Here is a 16,894-nt window from a genome sequence, read left to right on the forward strand (position 1 = left end):
AAAGGCACACATGTCGAATCACACAGTGGCCGAGAGAGGCGGGGCCGCGCAGGCGGAGTCCCCTCGCCCCTCGCGCCAGAGATCCCTCGAGGAGCTCGGTCCGAACTACAAGTGGATCGCGCTCTCCAACACCACGTTGGGCATGCTGATCGCGACGATCAACAGCTCGATCGTCCTGATCGCCCTGCCGGACATCTTCAAGGGCATCCATCTCAATCCCCTCGAACCCCAGAACACCAGCTACCTGCTGTGGATGATGATGGGCTTCCTGGTGGTCACCGCCGTGCTGGTGGTGAGCTTCGGACGCCTCGGCGACATGTTCGGTCGCGCCCGCATGTACAACATGGGCTTCGCGATCTTCACGATCTCGTCGATCTTCTTGGCCATCACCTGGTTCGACGGCAGTGAGGCGGCCATCTGGCTGATCTTCTGGCGCATCATCCAGGGCGTCGGCGGTGCGTTCCTGATGGCGAACTCGTCGGCGATCCTCACCGATGCCTTCCCCGCCAACCAGCGCGGCCTCGCGATGGGCATCAACGGTGTGGCCGCGATCGCCGGCTCGTTCCTCGGTCTGCTGATCGGCGGCGTGCTCGCCCCGATCCAGTGGCACTACATCTTCCTGGTGTCCGTACCGTTCGGCGTGATCGGCACGATCTGGGCGTACCTGAAACTGCACGACACCGGTGAACGCCGCAAGGCCAAGATGGACTGGTGGGGCAACATCACCTTCGCGGTCGGCCTCATCGCGATCCTCATCGCCATCACCTACGGCATCCAGCCCTACGGCTCGTCGAACATGGGTTGGGGCAACCCCTGGGTCCTCACCGGCCTCATCGGTGGTGCGATCGTGCTCGCCGTCTTCGTGTTCATCGAGACCAAGGTCGCCAGCCCGCTGTTCGAACTGTCGCTGTTCAAGAACCGTTCGTTCGCGTTCGGCAACATCGCCAACCTGATGGCGTCGATCGGCCGTGGTGGTCTGCAGTTCATCCTGATCATCTGGCTGCAGGGCATCTGGCTCCCGCAGCACGGCTTCGACTACTCGCGTACGCCGCTGTGGGCGGGCATCTACATGGTGCCGATGACGATCGGCTTCCTGCTCAGTGCACCGGTCTCCGGGTTCCTCTCCGACCGCGTGGGCACCAAGTGGTTCACCACCATCGGCATGCTGATCACCGCGGGCACGTTCGCCGCGCTGATCGCGATCCCGGTCGACTTCACCTACTGGGTGTTCGCCGTGATCATGCTGATCAACGGCATCGGTATGGGTCTGTTCGCGTCGCCGAACCGCGCCGAGGTGATGAACAGTCTCCCGATCACCTCGCGTGGCTCCGGTGCGGGCATGATGACGACATTCCAGAACGCCGCCATGGTGCTCTCGATCGGCCTGTTCTTCTCGCTGATGATCGCCGGCCTGAGTGCGCATCTGCCCGATGCGATGTTCAGCGGTCTGACGGCCGGCGGTATGCCGCAGGCTCCGGCCGACGGCATCGCACACCTGCCGACGGTCGGCATCCTGTTCGCGGCGTTCCTCGGCTACAACCCCATCCGGGAGATCGGTGGCCAGGCGCTGCAGGGCCTGCCGCAGTCGAGTGTCGACCACCTGACGGGTCTGGACTTCTTCCCGCACCTGATCAGCGATCCGTTCTCCGACGGATTGACGGCGGCCTTCACCTTCGCGCTGATCTGCTGCGTGCTGGGTGCCATCGCATCGCTGTTCACCGGTGGGTCGAAGTCGCCGGTGGAATCGCCGGAGACCGTGGGTGCCGAGCTGGCGGCCGTCGCCGCCGATGCCTCCGTGGCCGCTCCGTCGGAACTGATCGACGAGCCGCGCGCCACCGGGCCACGGCATCTGCTGACCTCGGCCGGCAGTGCACAGTCCGAGGTCGAACGACCACGGATCGCGGGCCGGATCACCGCCTCCGACGGGACACCGCTGGGAAACTCCGCCGTCACCGTCACCGACATCCGCGGCCACCAGGCCGGCGCGACCGCGGTGCACGACGACGGGTCGTATGCGGTACACGATCTGGCAGACGGCACGTACACCGTCATCGCGACGGCACCGGGGCGCTCTCCCAAGGCGCTCACCGTGTCCGTGGTCGGCGACCTCGTGTTCCGCCGAGACTTCGCTCTCACCGGCGGGTCGGTGCTCCAAGGCTCGGTGCGTGACGAGCAGCGTCCGCTGCCCGCCAACCTGATCGTCACCGATCAGTCGGGCGCGGTGGTCACCCAGGCGCACGCCGATTCCGATGGACGCTTCGCCATCCACGGGTTGTCCGAAGGCGACACCGTCGCGGTCACCGCATCGGTTCCCGGCTACCAGCCGGCCAGCCAGCTGGTCACTGTCGATGCGACGATGCGTGCCGAGATCGAGATCGTCCTGGTCGCGACCGGTGGCGTGCAGGGTTCGGTGCGAGCCGTGGACGGATCGCCGTTGGTGGGTGCCACCGTCTCGGCGATCGGCCCCGAACAGACGATCGTCGCGTCGGTGATCACCGACGCCGACGGGCGCTATCGGATCGAGGGACTGACCGACGCGCAGTTCACCATCGTGGCCAACATGTACGAGCCCGCCGCCGTTCAGGTGAATGTGGCCACCGGCCAACGGAACACGGCCGACATCGCCCTGGGTTCCGGCAACCAGACCAGTGTCTCCTAGCGTCGTGTCATAAGCACATGTTCTAGAAGATCAGCGTCACAACGCGTTCGGCCCGTGTGATCCCTATCAAGGGTTCACACGGGCCGTTCTCGTTGTCCGAGGCGTAGAACGGAGGTAAGGACGAAGATCTCGACGAGGAGGAACCGTGAAGGCGATCCAGATGGTCAAGCCGGGCAGCGAGCCGGAACTCCGTGATATCGAGAAACCCACCCCCGGACCCGGTGAAGTGCTGGTGAAGGTGACTGCGGCGGGGGCCTGCCACTCCGACGACTTCGTCCTCAACATGCCGGCCGAGAGCTTCCCGTACCCGCTGCCGCTGACACTCGGGCACGAGGGCGTCGGGGTGGTCGCCGAACTCGGCAGCGGCGTCACCACACTGTCCGAGGGCACCGCGGTCGCGGTCTATGGGCCGTGGGGCTGCGGGGTGTGCCACTTCTGTTCCCGCGGACTGGAGAACTACTGCAGCAATGCCGCCGAACTGCAGATCGCACCCCCGGGGCTCGGCGCCCCCGGCGCCATGGCCGAGTACGTGATCGTCGACGACCCGCGTCACCTGGTGCCGATCGGCGACCTGGACCCGGTCACCACCGTGCCCCTCACCGACGCCGGACTCACGCCGTATCACGCCATCAAACCGTCGTTGCCCAAGCTGGTGGGTGGCACCACCGCTGTCGTCATCGGGACCGGCGGACTCGGCCATGTCGCGATCCAGCTGCTGCGCCACCTCACCCCGTCCCGGGTGATCGCGCTCGACGTGACCCAGGAGAAGCTGGACTTCGCCAAGGAGGTCGGGGCTCACGAGACCGTGCGCAGTGACGCCGACGCCGTCGAGAACATTCGCAAGATCACCGGCAAGGACGGGGCCACAGCTGTTTTCGACTTCGTGGGATATCAGCCCACCATCGACACGGCGATGGGTGCGGTCGGCACGATGGGCGATGTGACGATCGTCGGCCTCGGCGACGGACAGGCCGCAGCCAAGGTCGGGATCTGGGCGCAGCCGTATGAGGTGTCGGTCCGGGCACCGTACTGGGGATCGCGCGGTGAACTGATCGAGGTTCTGGATCTCGCCCGCGACGGCGCGCTCGACGTGGCTGTGCAGACCTTCGGTCTCGACGACGGAGTCGAGGCGTATCGCAAGCTCGCAGCCAATGACCTGCGTGGACGCGCCGTCGTCGTACCGTGATCCGTGTCGCGAGCGTCGTCTCGCTGGTGGTGGTCGCGCTCGCGGCCATCGTCATCGCTTCGTTGGGCCCGTGGGGCTGGTGGATCGCGGCAGTCGTGCTGACCGCGATCGCCGGCGTCGGGGTCTATGACCTCGTCCAGCGTCGCCACTCGGTACTGCGGAACTATCCGGTGGTCGGCCACCTGCGGTTCCTGCTGGAGTCGCTGCGACCGGAACTGCAGCAATACTTCATCGAGCGCAACTTTGACGGCAGGCCGTACGACCGGGACATCCGGTCGCTGATCTACGAGCGTGCCAAAGGCACCGCGGCAGAACTGTCGTACGGGACCGAGCGCGATATCGACGTCGACGGTTACGAGTACCTGGTCCACTCGGTCGCGCCGATCGAACGGCCACCGGAGCCGCTCCGTGTGCGGGTCGGCGGCCCCGACTGCCGTCAACCCTACGAGATGTCGCTCCTCAACGTGTCATCGATGAGCTTCGGCGCACTCTCCGGAAATGCATTGCGAGCGTTGAACAACGGCGCCCGGCGAGGCGGATTCGCACACGACACCGGGGAGGGCGGGCTGACGCCCTACCACCTGGGCGGGGCCGACGTGATCTGGGAGATCGGCTCGGGCTATTTCGGAACGCGAACCAAAGACGGACATTTCGATCCGGAGCAGTTCGCCGACAAGGCCGCCGACGATCGCGTCAAGGCGATCTCGCTGAAGCTGAGTCAAGGGGCCAAGCCCGGCGTCGGAGGGGTGCTGCCCGCTGCCAAGGTCAGCGCGGAAATAGCCCGCTATCGCGGCGTGCCGGCCGGTGAGAAATGCGTCAGCCCGGCGAGCCACTCCGAGTTCGCCACTCCCCGTGAGCTCATCGCCTTCGTCGCACGGCTTCGCGAACTCAGTGACGGCAAGCCGATCGGGGTGAAGCTCTGCATCGGGTCGAGAGTGGATGTGCTCGCCATCTGCAAGGCGATGCTCGCCGAGCGGATCACCCCTGACTTCATCGTCGTCGACGGCGCGGAAGGCGGAACCGCCGCGGCGCCTCTCGAGTACGAGGACCACGTCGGCCTACCGCTCACCGACGGATTGATGACGATGCACAACGCCCTCGTGGGCACCGGTCTACGGGACCGAGTCAGGATCGGCGCCAGCGGCAAGGTCGCGTCCGGCAACGACATCGTCAAACGCCTGATCCAGGGCGCCGACTACACCAATGCCGCACGCGCAATGATGATGGCCGTCGGTTGCATCCAGTCACAACGTTGTCATACCAACCACTGCCCGGTGGGTGTGGCCACCCAGGATCCTCGACGTGCCCGTGCACTCGACGTGGATGACAAGAGCGACCGCGCCTACCGGTACCAACAGGCCACCGTCGACGAGGCCATGCGACTGATGGCCTCGATGGGCATCTCGCGCCCGTCGCAATTGTCACCCCACCTGCTACGCAAACGAGTGTCGGCCACCTCCCAACGCTCCTACGCGGAGATCTACGAGTGGCTCCGGCCAGGCCAACTCGTCCACGAGGCCCCACAGACCTGGGTCGACGACTGGACTCGCGCCGATCCGGATTCGTTCGCGCCCGACGGCACACGCCTCCGCGGGTGACCGTGAGCCGACCTACCGGGACGGCGCCATGTCACCGAAGTAGCCCGTCCGCCAGACCACCCGGTTCTGCAGCCGGGTGATACGCCAGCCGTCGGGCGTCCTGGCCAGGCGTGCCGTGACCACGCCGCCCGCGGTGAAGGATCGCTCGTCCAACGCGGCGTCGACGGGTCGATCCTTCCAGAGATGGATCGCGACGAGGTTGAACCGGAGATCGGCGATGTCGTCGGTCACCTGCACATCGTGGCCGGTCAACAGGTGCTGGCTGCTCTCGAAACGTGCGAAGTTGCGCGCGTGACTGGCCGCGATGTGGTGCGGGCCGATCGTCTCCGAGCCGTCTGGACGAACGATCGTCGCATCGTCGTGGAAGATCTCGTGGAACCGCCACTCGTCGAAATCCTGTTCGTCGAGCAGGCGAAAGTAGGTGGTCACCAGTCGCACGATTCGCTGGGAATCGAGCCAGTGTTCGAGGTCTGAGGGCTGCACGTCCCCATTGTGCGACAACGCCCGCCCGAGGCGGGCAGTTGTCCACGTATCAGCGTGCCGGCCTCACCCTCCCGATCCCGGTCACCTTGAACCGGGCCTCCCGACGCATCCGACCGATCGCGAAGTCGATGGCCGCACCGGCGGAATCGCGGATGGTCTGTTCGAACAGCTGGATCGGATCGCCGTCGGCCACCTCGATCAGCTCAGCGGTCCGCCGGTCGGCACACTGCGGCGTGAACTCGATGTCATAGTCGGCCATGTCCACGCCATGGGAGTCGAGGAGCTGGTAGAAGTCTCCGCGGAAATCCTCGGGCCGCATCCCGGCCGCCTCGCGTGCGCGCAGGTAGTTGGTGATGAGCCCCACCGGCCAACCGTCGAGAACCATCACGTACTCCATGCACAGGCACTGATCGTGTTCGCCGACCGCGTCGAGGTGATCCCCGACGACGGCCGGCGCGGATTCGAGGCGCCAATGCAGCATCCGGAACGTCAGGACCCCGCCTGCCGTGAACTGATCGGTCAGATCGCCCGTACGACTGGGCAGATGGCCCTCGACGGTGAACGACGACCCGACCACCAGAGTGCCGAGCCCTCGTCGCCGGACGATCAGTCCCTCGGCGGCGAGGATGGCGAGTGCCTCACGGAGGACGTCTCGCGCCACATCGAACCGACGCATGAGCGTCGACTCGTCGAGCAGGCGATCGCGCTCGATGATGTCGCCGCGGTCCAGGATCGCCACCCGGAGCAGATCGTGGAGTCGATGTACCGTCAGATCCCGGGACGGGGCAAGATTCACGGTCATCACACGATTGTTGGTAGCCCAGGTTTCGCAGCGAACACCGTTGTGTTACAGCCACGTTGAACGAGAAGGTATCCGGGGGTCCGCGGCGACACCTTCACGCGGCCGAGAGGTCCGGCTCGGCGACCATGGGCGGAACGCGGCGATGCCAGTCCGTGGCGTGCTGATAGGCGTCCGCCGCACGGAGTGCGAGCGCCTCGGCCAACGGCCGCGCCGCGATCTGAAGGCCGAGCGGCAGTCCGTCGGGGGTGAATCCCATCGGCACCGACACCGCCGGATTGCCGATGCAGTCCCAGTACTGCGTGTGGATCGTCCGCATGGCGTCCGGCTCGGCGAGATCGCTCGCCTCCAGTGACGTCGCGCCCGCGGCACACGTCGGCGTGGCCACCAGGTCCACCTGAGCGAAGACGTCTGCCATCCGTTGCTGCGCGACTCGCCGAACCCGCTGCGCCTGGACATAATCCGCACCGGTGAACGACAGTGCGCCGGAGATCAGAGCGCGGGTGGTCGCGAAGTAGTCCGACCATCGGGAGGCCAGGTCGCCCTGATGGTAGGCCAATGCCTCCGACAGCATGATCACCATGTTCGCCGCCCGCATCTCCTCGTAGAGCGGCAGTTCGATCTCCACCACCCGTGCGCCCCGTGAGGTCAGCGCGTCCACCGCGGCCGCGAACACCGCATCAACCGACGGGTCCGCGAGTGGCCCGGACGCGCCAACCAGTGACGCCACCCCGACGGTGACACCGTCGAGGTCACCGGTCAGCCCGGCGAGGTAGTCGTCGACGGGCACGTCGAGGCAGGTCGGATCGGACCTGTCGTATCCGGCCATCGCGTTCAACATGAGCGCGCAGTCCTCGGCGCTGCGGGTCATCGGCCCGATGTGATCCAGCGTGTAACCCAGTGGCACACAGCCCGATTTCGGGACGCGCCCGAAGGTGGGCATCAGGCCGGTGATGCCGCAGAACGCGGACGGGATACGAATGCTGCCCGCGGTGTCGGTCCCCAGTGCGCCGAGCACCATGCCGGCGGCGACCGCACTCCCCGAGCCCGAGCTCGACCCGCCCGCCCAGTGGTCGAGGTTCCACGGGTTGCGCGGGATCGGGAACGGCTTGCTAGCGTCGGGTCCGCCGATCGCGAACTCCATCGTGGTGAGCTTGCCGGTGATCACCGCGCCTGCCGCCCGGAGTCGCTGCACCACAACCGCATCGGCGGGGTGCCACGAGGAGTCGTGCACCACGCTCTGTGCCGTCGTCGGAGACTCTTCGGTGCTGATGATGTCCTTGACGCCCAATGGAATACCGTGCAGAGGGCCGTGGTCACGGCCTGCCGCAAGCTCGCTGTCGGCGGCCGCCGCCACCGCGAGGGCGGTCTCGGAGAACATCCGGACGTAACTACCCACCGCGCCGTCGTGTTGCTCGGCGCATGCCAGTGCGCGCTCGGTGAGTGCCAGCGAGGTCACCGAGCCGTCCCGCAGCGCGGCCGCCGCCTCGGCAATCGTCGATACCGTGCTCACACCGCACCCCCGATCCGCGGGTCGACGGTGAACGCCGGCACTTCGTAGCGCGCGTCCGGGCACGCGTGCAGCAAATCGGCCATCGCCCGGAATCCGGCTGCGGACTCCGAGAGCCGGATGAGTTCCGGGTCGCTGCCGGGCAGTCCCGACAAAGTCTGGAGTGATTCGTGATGGCGTCGTTGATGGATGTCGCTGGGCATTCGTGGTTTCCCTTCTGATTCGTCCACCGTCCGAGGTGCAGGCGAACTGGGACAACCGTGGCAACGGAACCTGTTACGCGGCTACCACTTCGATGGAACGATCAGGTTTCGCGGCCGTCATGCGACTCTGACCTGGGTACTCCCCGGGTCGACGCGCCGGTTCCGCGGATCGACACGGCCGGTCGGGCGCCGTCTGGGCGCCACCCGTCGACCTTGCGCCGGGCACTGCGCGGCGCACGGCCTGATCGGATCAGCGTTCACCTCCGGCAATCCCACCCGCACCGACGCCATCAGGTGAGACGATGGCGGGACCGACCAGACTCGATCCCCCATATTCGATCCGAGGTGGCAACGCGGTGAGCCTTGATCACGCGTCCTTCGCTCCGTCGGCTGCGATCGTGGAGGACCCGCGGTACCTCTCCGAGCAACTCCTCACCTACATCGGCAACAAACGGTCGCTGCTGCCCGTGATCGATGCGGCCGCCGAACAGGTGCAGACACGGCTGGGTCGCCGGCTGGTGGTGCTCGATGCGTTCTCCGGGAGCGGCGCCGTGTCGCGATTGTTCAAGGCGCGCGCCGGGAGGGTGATCGCCAACGACCTCGAATCGTATGCGCGGGTGATGAGCGAGTGCTATCTCTCCGACCGTGCCGACGTGGACCCCGACGAGATCGGGGCGCTGGTGGAGATCATCAACACCCAAGTCGACCAAGGACTCTCGGTCGACGGATTCATCGAGGAGCTCTACGCCCCCGACGACGACGAGCACATCCGTCCCGGCGAACGGGTCTTCTACACCCGCGACAACGCGCGGCGTCTCGATGCCTACGCCACGTTGATCCACCAGCTCGACGAGCGGGTGAAGCCCTACCTGCTGGCGCCGTTGCTGTCCCTCGCATCGGTCCACGCCAACACCTCCGGCGTGTTCAAGGGATTCCACAAGGACCGGCGCACCGGCATCGGCAGATTCGGCGGGTCCGGCCGCGACGCGCTGGTGCGCATCCTCCGGACCATCCGCCTGTCGCCGCCGGTCCTCAGCAGGCACTCCGCCCAGAGGCAGGTCCTCCAGATGGACGCCAACGCCCTTCCCGGCCACGCGGGCCCGGTGGACGTCGCCTACCTCGATCCGCCGTACAACCAGCATCCGTACGGTTCGAACTACTTCATGCTCAATCTCCTCGTGGACTACACGCGACCGACCGAGATCAGCCCGATCTCCGGCATCCCCGTCGATTGGAACCGCTCGCGGTACAACGTGCGCAAGGACTCGGCAACCTTGCTGCACGACCTCGTGACATGCCTCGACGCCCGATTCCTGATCGTGTCCTTCAACGACGAGGGCTACATCACCCCGCCCGAGATGGCCGAGATGCTCGCCTCGGTCGGGACCGTCACCGAATTCCGGTCCCGGTACAACACCTTCCGCGGCAGCCGGAATCTCCGGGCCCGCCGCACCCATGTCACCGAGCACCTGTTCGTGGTCGAGAAGGGGTGATGCGAGAATCCACTCGTGCACATCGGAATGACCATGCCGGTGATGGAACCGGACCTCGACACAGACCTCCTGAAGGCCTGGGCGACCGCGATCGACGACGGCCCGTACTCCTCACTGTGCTGGGGCGAACGAATCGCGTTCGACAACCCGGACTGTCTCACGCTGCTCGGCGCGCTGTCGGCCTGGACCGACCGCGTACGACTGGTCACCACCGTCGTGGTGCCGCAACTCCACGATCCGGTGATGCTGGCCAAGGCGCTGGCCACCGGAGACATGCTGTGTGGTGGTCGACTGACGGTCGGCCTCGGCATCGGCGGACGGCACGAGGACTATCACGCGGTCGGTGCCGACACATCCGCCCAGACGATGCGCGGGATGGCCGAGCGGGTCGACATCATGCGTCGGGTCTGGGCAGGCGAGAAGCTCACCGAATCGGTCCTCCCGGTGGGTCCGCGACCGCACCGCAGCGGTGGTCCCGAACTCCATGTCGGCACCACCGGACCGAAGACCATCCGCAGCGCCTCGGCGTGGGCCTCGGGCGTCGCGGGAGTCACGCTCGACCTCGACCTGGTCAAGCAACAGGAACTCTTCGACGTCGCGCGCACGGCGTGGGCCGATGCCGGCAAGCCCGCACCCCACCTCGCGACGTCGTTCTGGTTCGCGCTCGGAACCGGCGACGGCCCGCGCGAGCAGGTGCATCGTCATCTACGCCACTACATGAACTGGATCCCGGCAGATTTCGTCGACGCGATCGCCCCCACCACCGGCTGGGCCGGTACCGAAGACGAGCTGGCCGCGGTGCTCCGCCGCTTCGCCGAGATCGGCACCGACGAGGTCCAGCTCATCCCGACCAGTTCGGATCCCGATCAGCTGCGTCGCGCAACCGAGGTCGCGGCCGAATTCGCCTGAGCGCGGGCGCTATCGCCTGGCCATCGATGCGTCGATGGCCAGGAGCTGCTCGGGTCGCACATCGCGCAGGACCGCCATCGTCGCCGTCACCGCGAGATCACAGGCCACATCGATGTCGGCGTCGTCCACGATCAGGGCCCGATAGGCGACGTCGAGGCTGATGCCGATCAACAGCGAGGCCAGGGTGTCGGCACTGGCGGCGATCTTCGTGCCCTGCGTGCCGTAGTTGCTGCGCAGGCGCGCGGCCACCCGCGGTTCCAACGCCTGGTACAGACGGCGGCCGGGATCCTCGGCCTCCTCGCGGTGCCCGAGCAGGATGCGGAAACCCTCCGGGTTACGACGGGCGTACTCGAAGGTCGCCTCCACCGAATGCCGTGCTCGCGCGCCATAGGCCATGTGCTCGGAGTCGTCGTACGCCGCGTACATCCAGTCGGTGAACTCACCGAGTTCACGGTCGAGCACCATGCCAACCAGCGCATCCCGCGAACCGAAATGCGCATACAGGGTGACCCGGGTGGTGCCGCCCCGTTCGGCGATCATGTCCATCGTGGATCGTTCCGCACCGACCTCGGCGATCACCGACCGCGCGGCGTCGAGCAACTCTTTGTCGGTCGGCCGGTTCCGCGTACTGCGTCCTCGCGTGCGGCGTCGCGCGCTCTCCGCTCGTCCGGACTGGGTCACGCTGGTCTCCTGAGCTCGCGTCGTGGGCCGGCAGGGCGATACCGGTATCGATCGATGCCACCCCGACGCACCTCAGCCGGGGACGTCCGATCCGCCCAGCCGGCCGAAGTAGGCAGCCTCGACGGTATCGCGGTGCTCCCGGAGTTCGCGCGCCGAGCCCCTCAGTGCGACCCGCCCGTGGTGCAGGACCACCGCAGAGTCGGCGATACCGAGTGCGAGATCGATGTGCTGCTCCACCAGGACCACCGCCATCTGCTGGTCATCGGCGATCGCGCGCAGACGCGGGAGCAGATCCTGGACCGCGATCGGCGAGAGGCCGAGACTGAGCTCGTCGATCAGCAGCACCGACGGCCGCGTCAGCAGCGCCTTGGCGAGGGCCAGCATCTGCTGCTCACCACCGGACAGATTTCCGCATCGACGCCCGCGCAGCCCCCGCAGCTTGGGGAAATGCTCGTAGACGGCGTCGATGCTCCCGCCACTCTTGCGTTTTGCCAGCTTGAGATTGTCGCTGACGGACAGCCGATGGAACAGGCCGCGGTTGTCGGGAACCAGGGTGACGCCGCGCCGCGCGTTGCGCTCCACCCGACCGTCCACCGATTCGCCGAGTGCGGTGATGCTGCCCGACATCACCGGCAGGGCCCCGACCGCGGCGAGCAGCGTGGTGGTCTTGCCTGCCCCGTTCGGTCCGAGGAGCGCGAGGATCTCCCCCGGTCGGACCGCTGCGGAGAGGTCGCGGACCGCCGGGACACCGCCATGACCGACGGTGACCCCGTCGAACTCCAGTACCGCGTTCATCGCGCACCCTCTCCCAGTTCGTCGGTCGATCCACTGTCGGTCGATCCACTGTCAGGCGATCCGCTGTCGGGCGAGTCCGCCTGCACCTCAGGGCTTCCGAGGTAGGCGGCCACCACGGCCGGGTCGTCCTGAATCTCCGTCGGCGAACCCGAGGCGATGACCCGCCCGAAGTCGAGCACGTAGAGGCGATCGCACACGTCCAGCACCAGCGACATGTCGTGGTCGATCAGCAGGATGCCGACGCCGGTTGCCGCGATCCGCCGCAGTTCCGCGCCGAACTCGCGACTCTCGTGGGTATCGAGGCCTGCGGCCGGCTCGTCGAGCAACACCAACCGGGTGCCGCCGACCAGGGCACGTGCCACGCCCACCAGTTTCTGTTGGCCGAGTGTCAGTTCTCCCGGTCGCCGGTCGGCGACGCCGAGCAGCCCGACCATGGCCAATGCCTCGTCGATGAGGCCTGCGGGCGGCTTCGATCCGGTGAACACGTCGGAGACCAACGCGCGCAGGCCGACCCGTTGAACCGCGACCGCGAGGTTCTGCGCGACGGTGAGGTCGGCGAACAGCTCACCGGCCTGCCAGGTGCGGGCCATCCCCGCGGTCCGCCGACGATAAGCGGCGATGCGGTCGACACGCTCGCCGTCGAGGCGCACCTCGCCGGATGACTTGGCGAATCCGGTCACCGCATCGACGAACGTCGTCTTCCCGGCGCCGTTCGGCCCGATCAACCCGACGATCTCGCCCGCATCGACGGTGAGATCGATGTCGGCGTTGGCGGTGACACCGCCGTAGTGGACCGAAAGCCCGCGAGTGGAGAGCAACGTCGTGGTCGCGGCGATCTCGATGGTGTCAGACATGAGCAGCTCCCGATTCCGAGTTCGATGATGCGACAACGGCTGTCGGAGTTTCGGGTGCCTTGCGGGCGCGGTGTGCGCGACTGAGCCGGTCTCCCAGATCCGCGATCGCGCCCGACACACCGACCGGGTTGAGCACCGCCATCAGCAGCAGACCACCGGCCGCGATGATCTCGTAGTACTCACCGAGGTCGAGGGTCTGGTTGAGGAACACGTATCCGACGCCCAACGGGCCGATCACGCCGGCGATGAACGCACCAGACACCGAGGTGATCCCGCCGACGTAGGTCATGGCGAGCAGCGTCAATCCGACCATCACCGTGAAGGAACCGGCCGACAACTGGCCCCGGCTGTAGCCGATGAGACACCCACCGATGCCGGCGAGAAACGCCGACAGCGCGAAGCCCAACAACTTGGTCGCGGCGACGTTGATGCCCACCGAGGCGGCCGCGCGCTCGTTCGACCGGACCGCCAGGAACGACCGTCCGGTGGAACCGGCCATCAACCGCATCACGACGAGCGTCGCCACCGCCACCACGAGCAGGACCATCAGCGCGAAACGGACCGTCACGAGGTTGGTCCCGTCGCGGACCCCGAGGTCGAGGCCGAACAAGGTCGGATCGGTGATCATGTTGCCCTCATAGGCGGTGATCTCGGGATTGTTGAAGACGAAGCTCTGGATCGCAATGGCCGCGGCCAGGGTGACCACGGCCAGCTGCGCACCGCGGATGCGTAGGGCAGGTATGCCGACCAGAATCCCGAGCGCGGTCGCGATGAGCGCCGCCAACAGGATGCTGAACGGAAAGGGCACGTTCCAGTTGACGGTGAGCTTCGACAGCGCGAACCCGGCGGTACCGGCAAACGCCATCGACGCCAACGAGATCTGGCCCAGGTAGCCGGTCAACAGGACCAGCGAGAGGGCGATGAGAGAGAGGATCACCGACGTCACCACCCCGAAGCGCCAGGTTCCGGAGGTCAGCAGGATCGCGGCGACGACCACTGCCAGCACCCCGACCGTGGGGAGCAGACGGATGCGCGGTATCCGGACGGCAGGCATCTGCACGTCGCCCAACGACCCCCGCGACGGGATTCGCCCGCCGAGCAGGAACAGCGCGACGACGATCACGATGAACGGCAACGCCTCACCGAGGCCGGCCTGCGCCCATTCCGGCCACCAGTCCTTGGTGGTCAGCCAGGTGATGACCGCTTGGAAGCTGCCCAGTAGAAGGCCTGCCCCACAGGCGATCCCGAACGAGGTGAGGCGCCCGAGCAGTGCCACCGCGAGAGCCGGGATGACAAAGAAGGTGTAACTCGTGACGTTCAATCCGATCGTGAACGCCGCCAGGATCACGATCAGCCCGGTCGCGGCACCGGTGAGCACCCAGATGATCGCGGCGAGACGATCCGGCGAATATCCGACCAATCGAGCGGCCAGCTCGTCCTCGGCACCCGCACGCGTGGCGACACCGAGCCTGGTCAGACGGAAGTAAGCCCACAGGATTGCCGCGATCGCGATCGCGATGCCCGCGAGGATCACGTCCGAGACGTTCACCACGGCACCCGCGAACTCGAATGTTCTGTCCGGCAGCACCGCCAACGCAAGCAGGTTCTCGGTGTCGAAGCGCAATTGCACGAGGGCTTGGATGAACAGCATGAGCCCGACCGACGCGACCACCTGGGCGAGCACCGGCGCCTGCCGGAGCGGCCGGAAGACGAGCAGATGTGCGACAACGGCCCACACCACCGCCGATCCGACGCCGATCACGATGGCCGGCCACATCGACATCGGATCATCCGCGCTGCCGAGGGGGATGGACCCGATCGGCAGGACGAGGCTGCCGTCGGTGCGCAGCGCCGCCACGGCGTAGACCGCCCAGAGGCCCATCGCGCCTTGTGCGAAGTTGATGATGCCGGTGGCCGCGTACACCCCGACCAACGACGTGGCCATCACCGCATACACGGCACCGGTCGAAAGACCCAGGAACACGAACTGCAGGAACTGACCCATGCGGTTACCCCAACGGATAGTGCGCCGATGGCGCGATGGTGAACGGTGGTGGCGGGCGGGTGGGCGCTGGACTGTACCTCCACGTGTGCGCCCACCCGGGCCCGTTGACTACCTCGTCACCGGGACTATGCGGCGCCCGGGATGAGCTTGAGCACCTCGGGGCTCGGCGTGATGAACCCGCCGCCCACCGGCTTCGTCGTCTTGTCACCGGTGACCTCGAACAGCAACATCTCGGTGGTGCAGTTCGGGGTGGTCGGCTTGCCGCAGTTGAGCTTGGGCCCCAGGAAGCTCTGGAAATCGGTGAGTCCCTTGAGCCCGTTCAGCACGTTGGCGCCGGTGAAGTCGGTGACCTTGGCCTGGTTCAACCCGTTGACGAAGTCGACGAAGGTGGCGAAAGTCCCGTAGGCGTAGAAGCCGCCGGTCCCGCCTGCCGCGTCGATGTACTGCTCGGCGACCTTCAGATTGGACTTGGCAGGCTCCGGTGCCGAATCGATGGCGGGCGGCTGCCAGCCGGGTGAGTAGGTCTGGGCACCGACGGCCTGCGATCCCATCGTGTCGATGAACTCGGTGCAGGCGGCCATGAACATGGTGCCCTTATAACCAACCGACCGCAGCGATTGCGACAGCTTGGTGCAGGTGTTGTCGTTCGGCGCGGTCATCAGGCCTGCCGCGTCCGGGTTACCGTCGGCAAGAGTTGTTGCGAGAGCGGTGAAGTTGGGTCCCGTCGGCGGGTAGTAGACGCTCTTGACCTCGATGCCCAACTGCTTGCCCAACGGGGCCAGCAAGCCGTCGAAGACCTGGTGGGCCTGCGGCAGATCGGCGTTGGCCAGCGTCAGCGACGTCTTGCCCGCAGCCTTGAGGCTCTGCATGAACCCGACCAGGAAGGCTGCCGGGGGCGGACCGAAGTACACGCGGTTGTCGGCTTTGGCACCGGTCGCGGTGTTGAACGGGATCTGCCCGACCAGGGGGATGCCGGCGGCGGTCAGGATCGGCACCGCGGCAAGTGATTCCGAGTCGTATCCATCGACCGCCGCGACCACACCGGCCTGGACGAACTGGTTGGCGCAGGCGATCGTCGATTCCGGGGCGGTCTGGTCGATCCCACAGTCGACGATGTCGATCGGACGTCCGTCGATACCGCCGATCTGGTTGTTGATGTAATCGAGCGCTGCGGTCTTGCCGGAGCTGACACCGGCCTGCGTCGCCGGTCCCTTGGACGGATTGAAGAGCCCGACCTTGATCGCCTGACCGGCGGCTTTCACACCGCTCTCGCCCGCCGCAGATGTCGATCCGCCCGAGTTGTCGTCGTCGCTGCTACACGAAACGACCGAGAAAACACACGCCGCAGCAATGGCGGCTGCGACGACCCGACCTGTTCTCCTACGCATTCCCACACGCCTTTCCCTCAGACCCCGGGCATGACGGATCAGCCCGGAGGGGCCGTCGTCTGCGGGGTTTCTGCACTGGATCGCCGGCGGCGGCCAGTGGACCCGATCCGGGTAATTGTGATCTGGGCCACTCGCAAATTAGCCCCTGCCTTACACGGGTGTCAAGCTGTTTCTGCAGGCCAAACGCATTGCGTACGAATCACTCCCCGCTCTCGGGGTTGGTCGAGCGTCCAGGAGGACGGTCCTTCGCCATCCAAAAGATTCTTGCCCCGGCGTCAACGAACACCAGGAAATCCACGTTGGAACAACTTATTCTTGTTCGACGTGGCCG

14 protein-coding genes are annotated in these 16,894 nt (G+C 66.6%); 5 read left to right on the top strand and 9 right to left on the bottom strand.

Going from position 1 to position 16,894, the window contains the following annotated elements:
• Positions 1 to 10: 10 nt before the first annotated feature.
• The 3 genes from OVA31_RS08415 (at position 11) to OVA31_RS08425 (ending at position 5,443) form a co-directional block, all read left to right on the top strand.
• A complete protein-coding gene (locus OVA31_RS08415) occupies positions 11 to 2,659 on the top strand; it encodes an MFS transporter (RefSeq protein WP_420714156.1) in 2,649 nt (882 codons plus the stop codon).
• A gap of 145 nt (positions 2,660 to 2,804) precedes the next feature.
• Positions 2,805 to 3,845: an NAD(P)-dependent alcohol dehydrogenase gene (locus tag OVA31_RS08420; protein ID WP_267630627.1), complete on the top strand. Its 1,041-nt coding sequence runs from the start codon at positions 2,805 to 2,807 to the stop codon at positions 3,843 to 3,845.
• Positions 3,842 to 5,443: an FMN-binding glutamate synthase family protein gene (locus tag OVA31_RS08425; protein ID WP_267630628.1), complete on the top strand. Its 1,602-nt coding sequence runs from the start codon at positions 3,842 to 3,844 to the stop codon at positions 5,441 to 5,443. Before OVA31_RS08420 ends, OVA31_RS08425 begins: the two co-directional genes overlap by 4 nt.
• A 12-nt stretch (positions 5,444 to 5,455) precedes the next feature.
• Here OVA31_RS08425 and OVA31_RS08430 read toward each other — a convergent pair whose 3' ends face one another.
• The 4 genes from OVA31_RS08430 to OVA31_RS08445 all read right to left on the bottom strand — a co-directional run bounded on the left by OVA31_RS08430 (position 5,456) and on the right by OVA31_RS08445 (position 8,438).
• On the bottom strand, positions 5,456 to 5,926 hold the full coding sequence (locus OVA31_RS08430; RefSeq protein WP_267630629.1) for a nuclear transport factor 2 family protein: 471 nt from the start codon (positions 5,924 to 5,926) through the stop codon (positions 5,456 to 5,458).
• Between the two features lie 49 nt (positions 5,927 to 5,975).
• Positions 5,976 to 6,728 (bottom strand): GntR family transcriptional regulator, encoded by a 753-nt coding sequence (locus tag OVA31_RS08435; RefSeq protein ID WP_267630630.1) that lies wholly within the window; start codon positions 6,726 to 6,728, stop codon positions 5,976 to 5,978.
• A 94-nt stretch (positions 6,729 to 6,822) separates the two neighbouring features.
• Complete coding sequence (locus OVA31_RS08440) at positions 6,823 to 8,238, bottom strand: amidase (RefSeq protein ID WP_267630631.1); 1,416 nt, start codon at positions 8,236 to 8,238, stop codon at positions 6,823 to 6,825.
• Positions 8,235 to 8,438: a hypothetical protein gene (locus OVA31_RS08445; RefSeq protein WP_267630632.1), complete on the bottom strand. Its 204-nt coding sequence runs from the start codon at positions 8,436 to 8,438 to the stop codon at positions 8,235 to 8,237. The genes OVA31_RS08440 and OVA31_RS08445 overlap by 4 nt, the downstream gene beginning before the upstream one ends.
• 356 nt (positions 8,439 to 8,794) lie before the next feature.
• On the opposite strand from OVA31_RS08445, the gene OVA31_RS08450 reads away from it, so the two are divergent.
• The gene (locus OVA31_RS08450) at positions 8,795 to 9,931 is read left to right on the top strand and encodes a DNA adenine methylase (protein WP_267630633.1); all 1,137 of its coding nucleotides are present in this window, start codon (positions 8,795 to 8,797) and stop codon (positions 9,929 to 9,931) included.
• Positions 9,932 to 9,958: 27 nt separating this feature from the next.
• Positions 9,959 to 10,840: an LLM class flavin-dependent oxidoreductase gene (locus tag OVA31_RS08455; RefSeq protein ID WP_267631451.1), complete on the top strand. Its 882-nt coding sequence runs from the start codon at positions 9,959 to 9,961 to the stop codon at positions 10,838 to 10,840.
• A 9-nt stretch (positions 10,841 to 10,849) separates the two neighbouring features.
• On the opposite strand, the gene OVA31_RS08460 is transcribed toward OVA31_RS08455, so the two are convergent.
• From OVA31_RS08460 to OVA31_RS08480, 5 genes are all read right to left on the bottom strand, one after another.
• Positions 10,850 to 11,521, bottom strand: coding sequence for a TetR/AcrR family transcriptional regulator (locus OVA31_RS08460; protein WP_267630634.1), 672 nt, complete (start codon positions 11,519 to 11,521; stop codon positions 10,850 to 10,852).
• Positions 11,522 to 11,593: 72 nt separating this feature from the next.
• On the bottom strand, positions 11,594 to 12,316 hold the full coding sequence (locus OVA31_RS08465) for an ABC transporter ATP-binding protein (protein WP_267630635.1): 723 nt from the start codon (positions 12,314 to 12,316) through the stop codon (positions 11,594 to 11,596).
• Positions 12,313 to 13,170, bottom strand: a complete 858-nt coding sequence (locus OVA31_RS08470; protein WP_267630636.1) for an ABC transporter ATP-binding protein — start codon at positions 13,168 to 13,170, stop codon at positions 12,313 to 12,315. Before OVA31_RS08470 ends, OVA31_RS08465 begins: the two co-directional genes overlap by 4 nt.
• A complete protein-coding gene (locus tag OVA31_RS08475) occupies positions 13,163 to 15,175 on the bottom strand; it encodes an ABC transporter permease (protein ID WP_267630637.1) in 2,013 nt (670 codons plus the stop codon). Before OVA31_RS08475 ends, OVA31_RS08470 begins: the two co-directional genes overlap by 8 nt.
• A 125-nt stretch (positions 15,176 to 15,300) precedes the next feature.
• On the bottom strand, positions 15,301 to 16,563 hold the full coding sequence (locus OVA31_RS08480) for an ABC transporter substrate-binding protein (RefSeq protein ID WP_267630638.1): 1,263 nt from the start codon (positions 16,561 to 16,563) through the stop codon (positions 15,301 to 15,303).
• Positions 16,564 to 16,894 lie beyond the last annotated feature (331 nt).

The sequence above is a fragment of the Gordonia sp. SL306 genome (assembly GCF_026625785.1).
Taxonomy (GTDB): Bacteria; Actinomycetota; Actinomycetes; order Mycobacteriales; family Mycobacteriaceae; genus Gordonia.

Bases quoted from the DNA above. Each gene is read 5' to 3' on its own strand.
- OVA31_RS08475 (WP_267630637.1), bottom strand. From the start codon at position 15,175: ATGGGTCAGTTCCTGCAGTTCGTGTTCCTGGGTCTTTCGACCGGTGCC.
- OVA31_RS08445 (WP_267630632.1), bottom strand. From the start codon at position 8,438: ATGCCCAGCGACATCCATCAACGACGCCATCACGAATCACTCCAGACT.
- OVA31_RS08470 (WP_267630636.1), bottom strand. From the start codon at position 13,170: ATGTCTGACACCATCGAGATCGCCGCGACCACGACGTTGCTCTCCACT.
- OVA31_RS08455 (WP_267631451.1), top strand. From the start codon at position 9,959: ATGACCATGCCGGTGATGGAACCGGACCTCGACACAGACCTCCTGAAG.
- OVA31_RS08415 (WP_420714156.1), top strand. From the start codon at position 11: ATGTCGAATCACACAGTGGCCGAGAGAGGCGGGGCCGCGCAGGCGGAG.
- OVA31_RS08435 (WP_267630630.1), bottom strand. From the start codon at position 6,728: ATGACCGTGAATCTTGCCCCGTCCCGGGATCTGACGGTACATCGACTC.
- OVA31_RS08465 (WP_267630635.1), bottom strand. From the start codon at position 12,316: ATGAACGCGGTACTGGAGTTCGACGGGGTCACCGTCGGTCATGGCGGT.
- OVA31_RS08480 (WP_267630638.1), bottom strand. From the start codon at position 16,563: ATGCGTAGGAGAACAGGTCGGGTCGTCGCAGCCGCCATTGCTGCGGCG.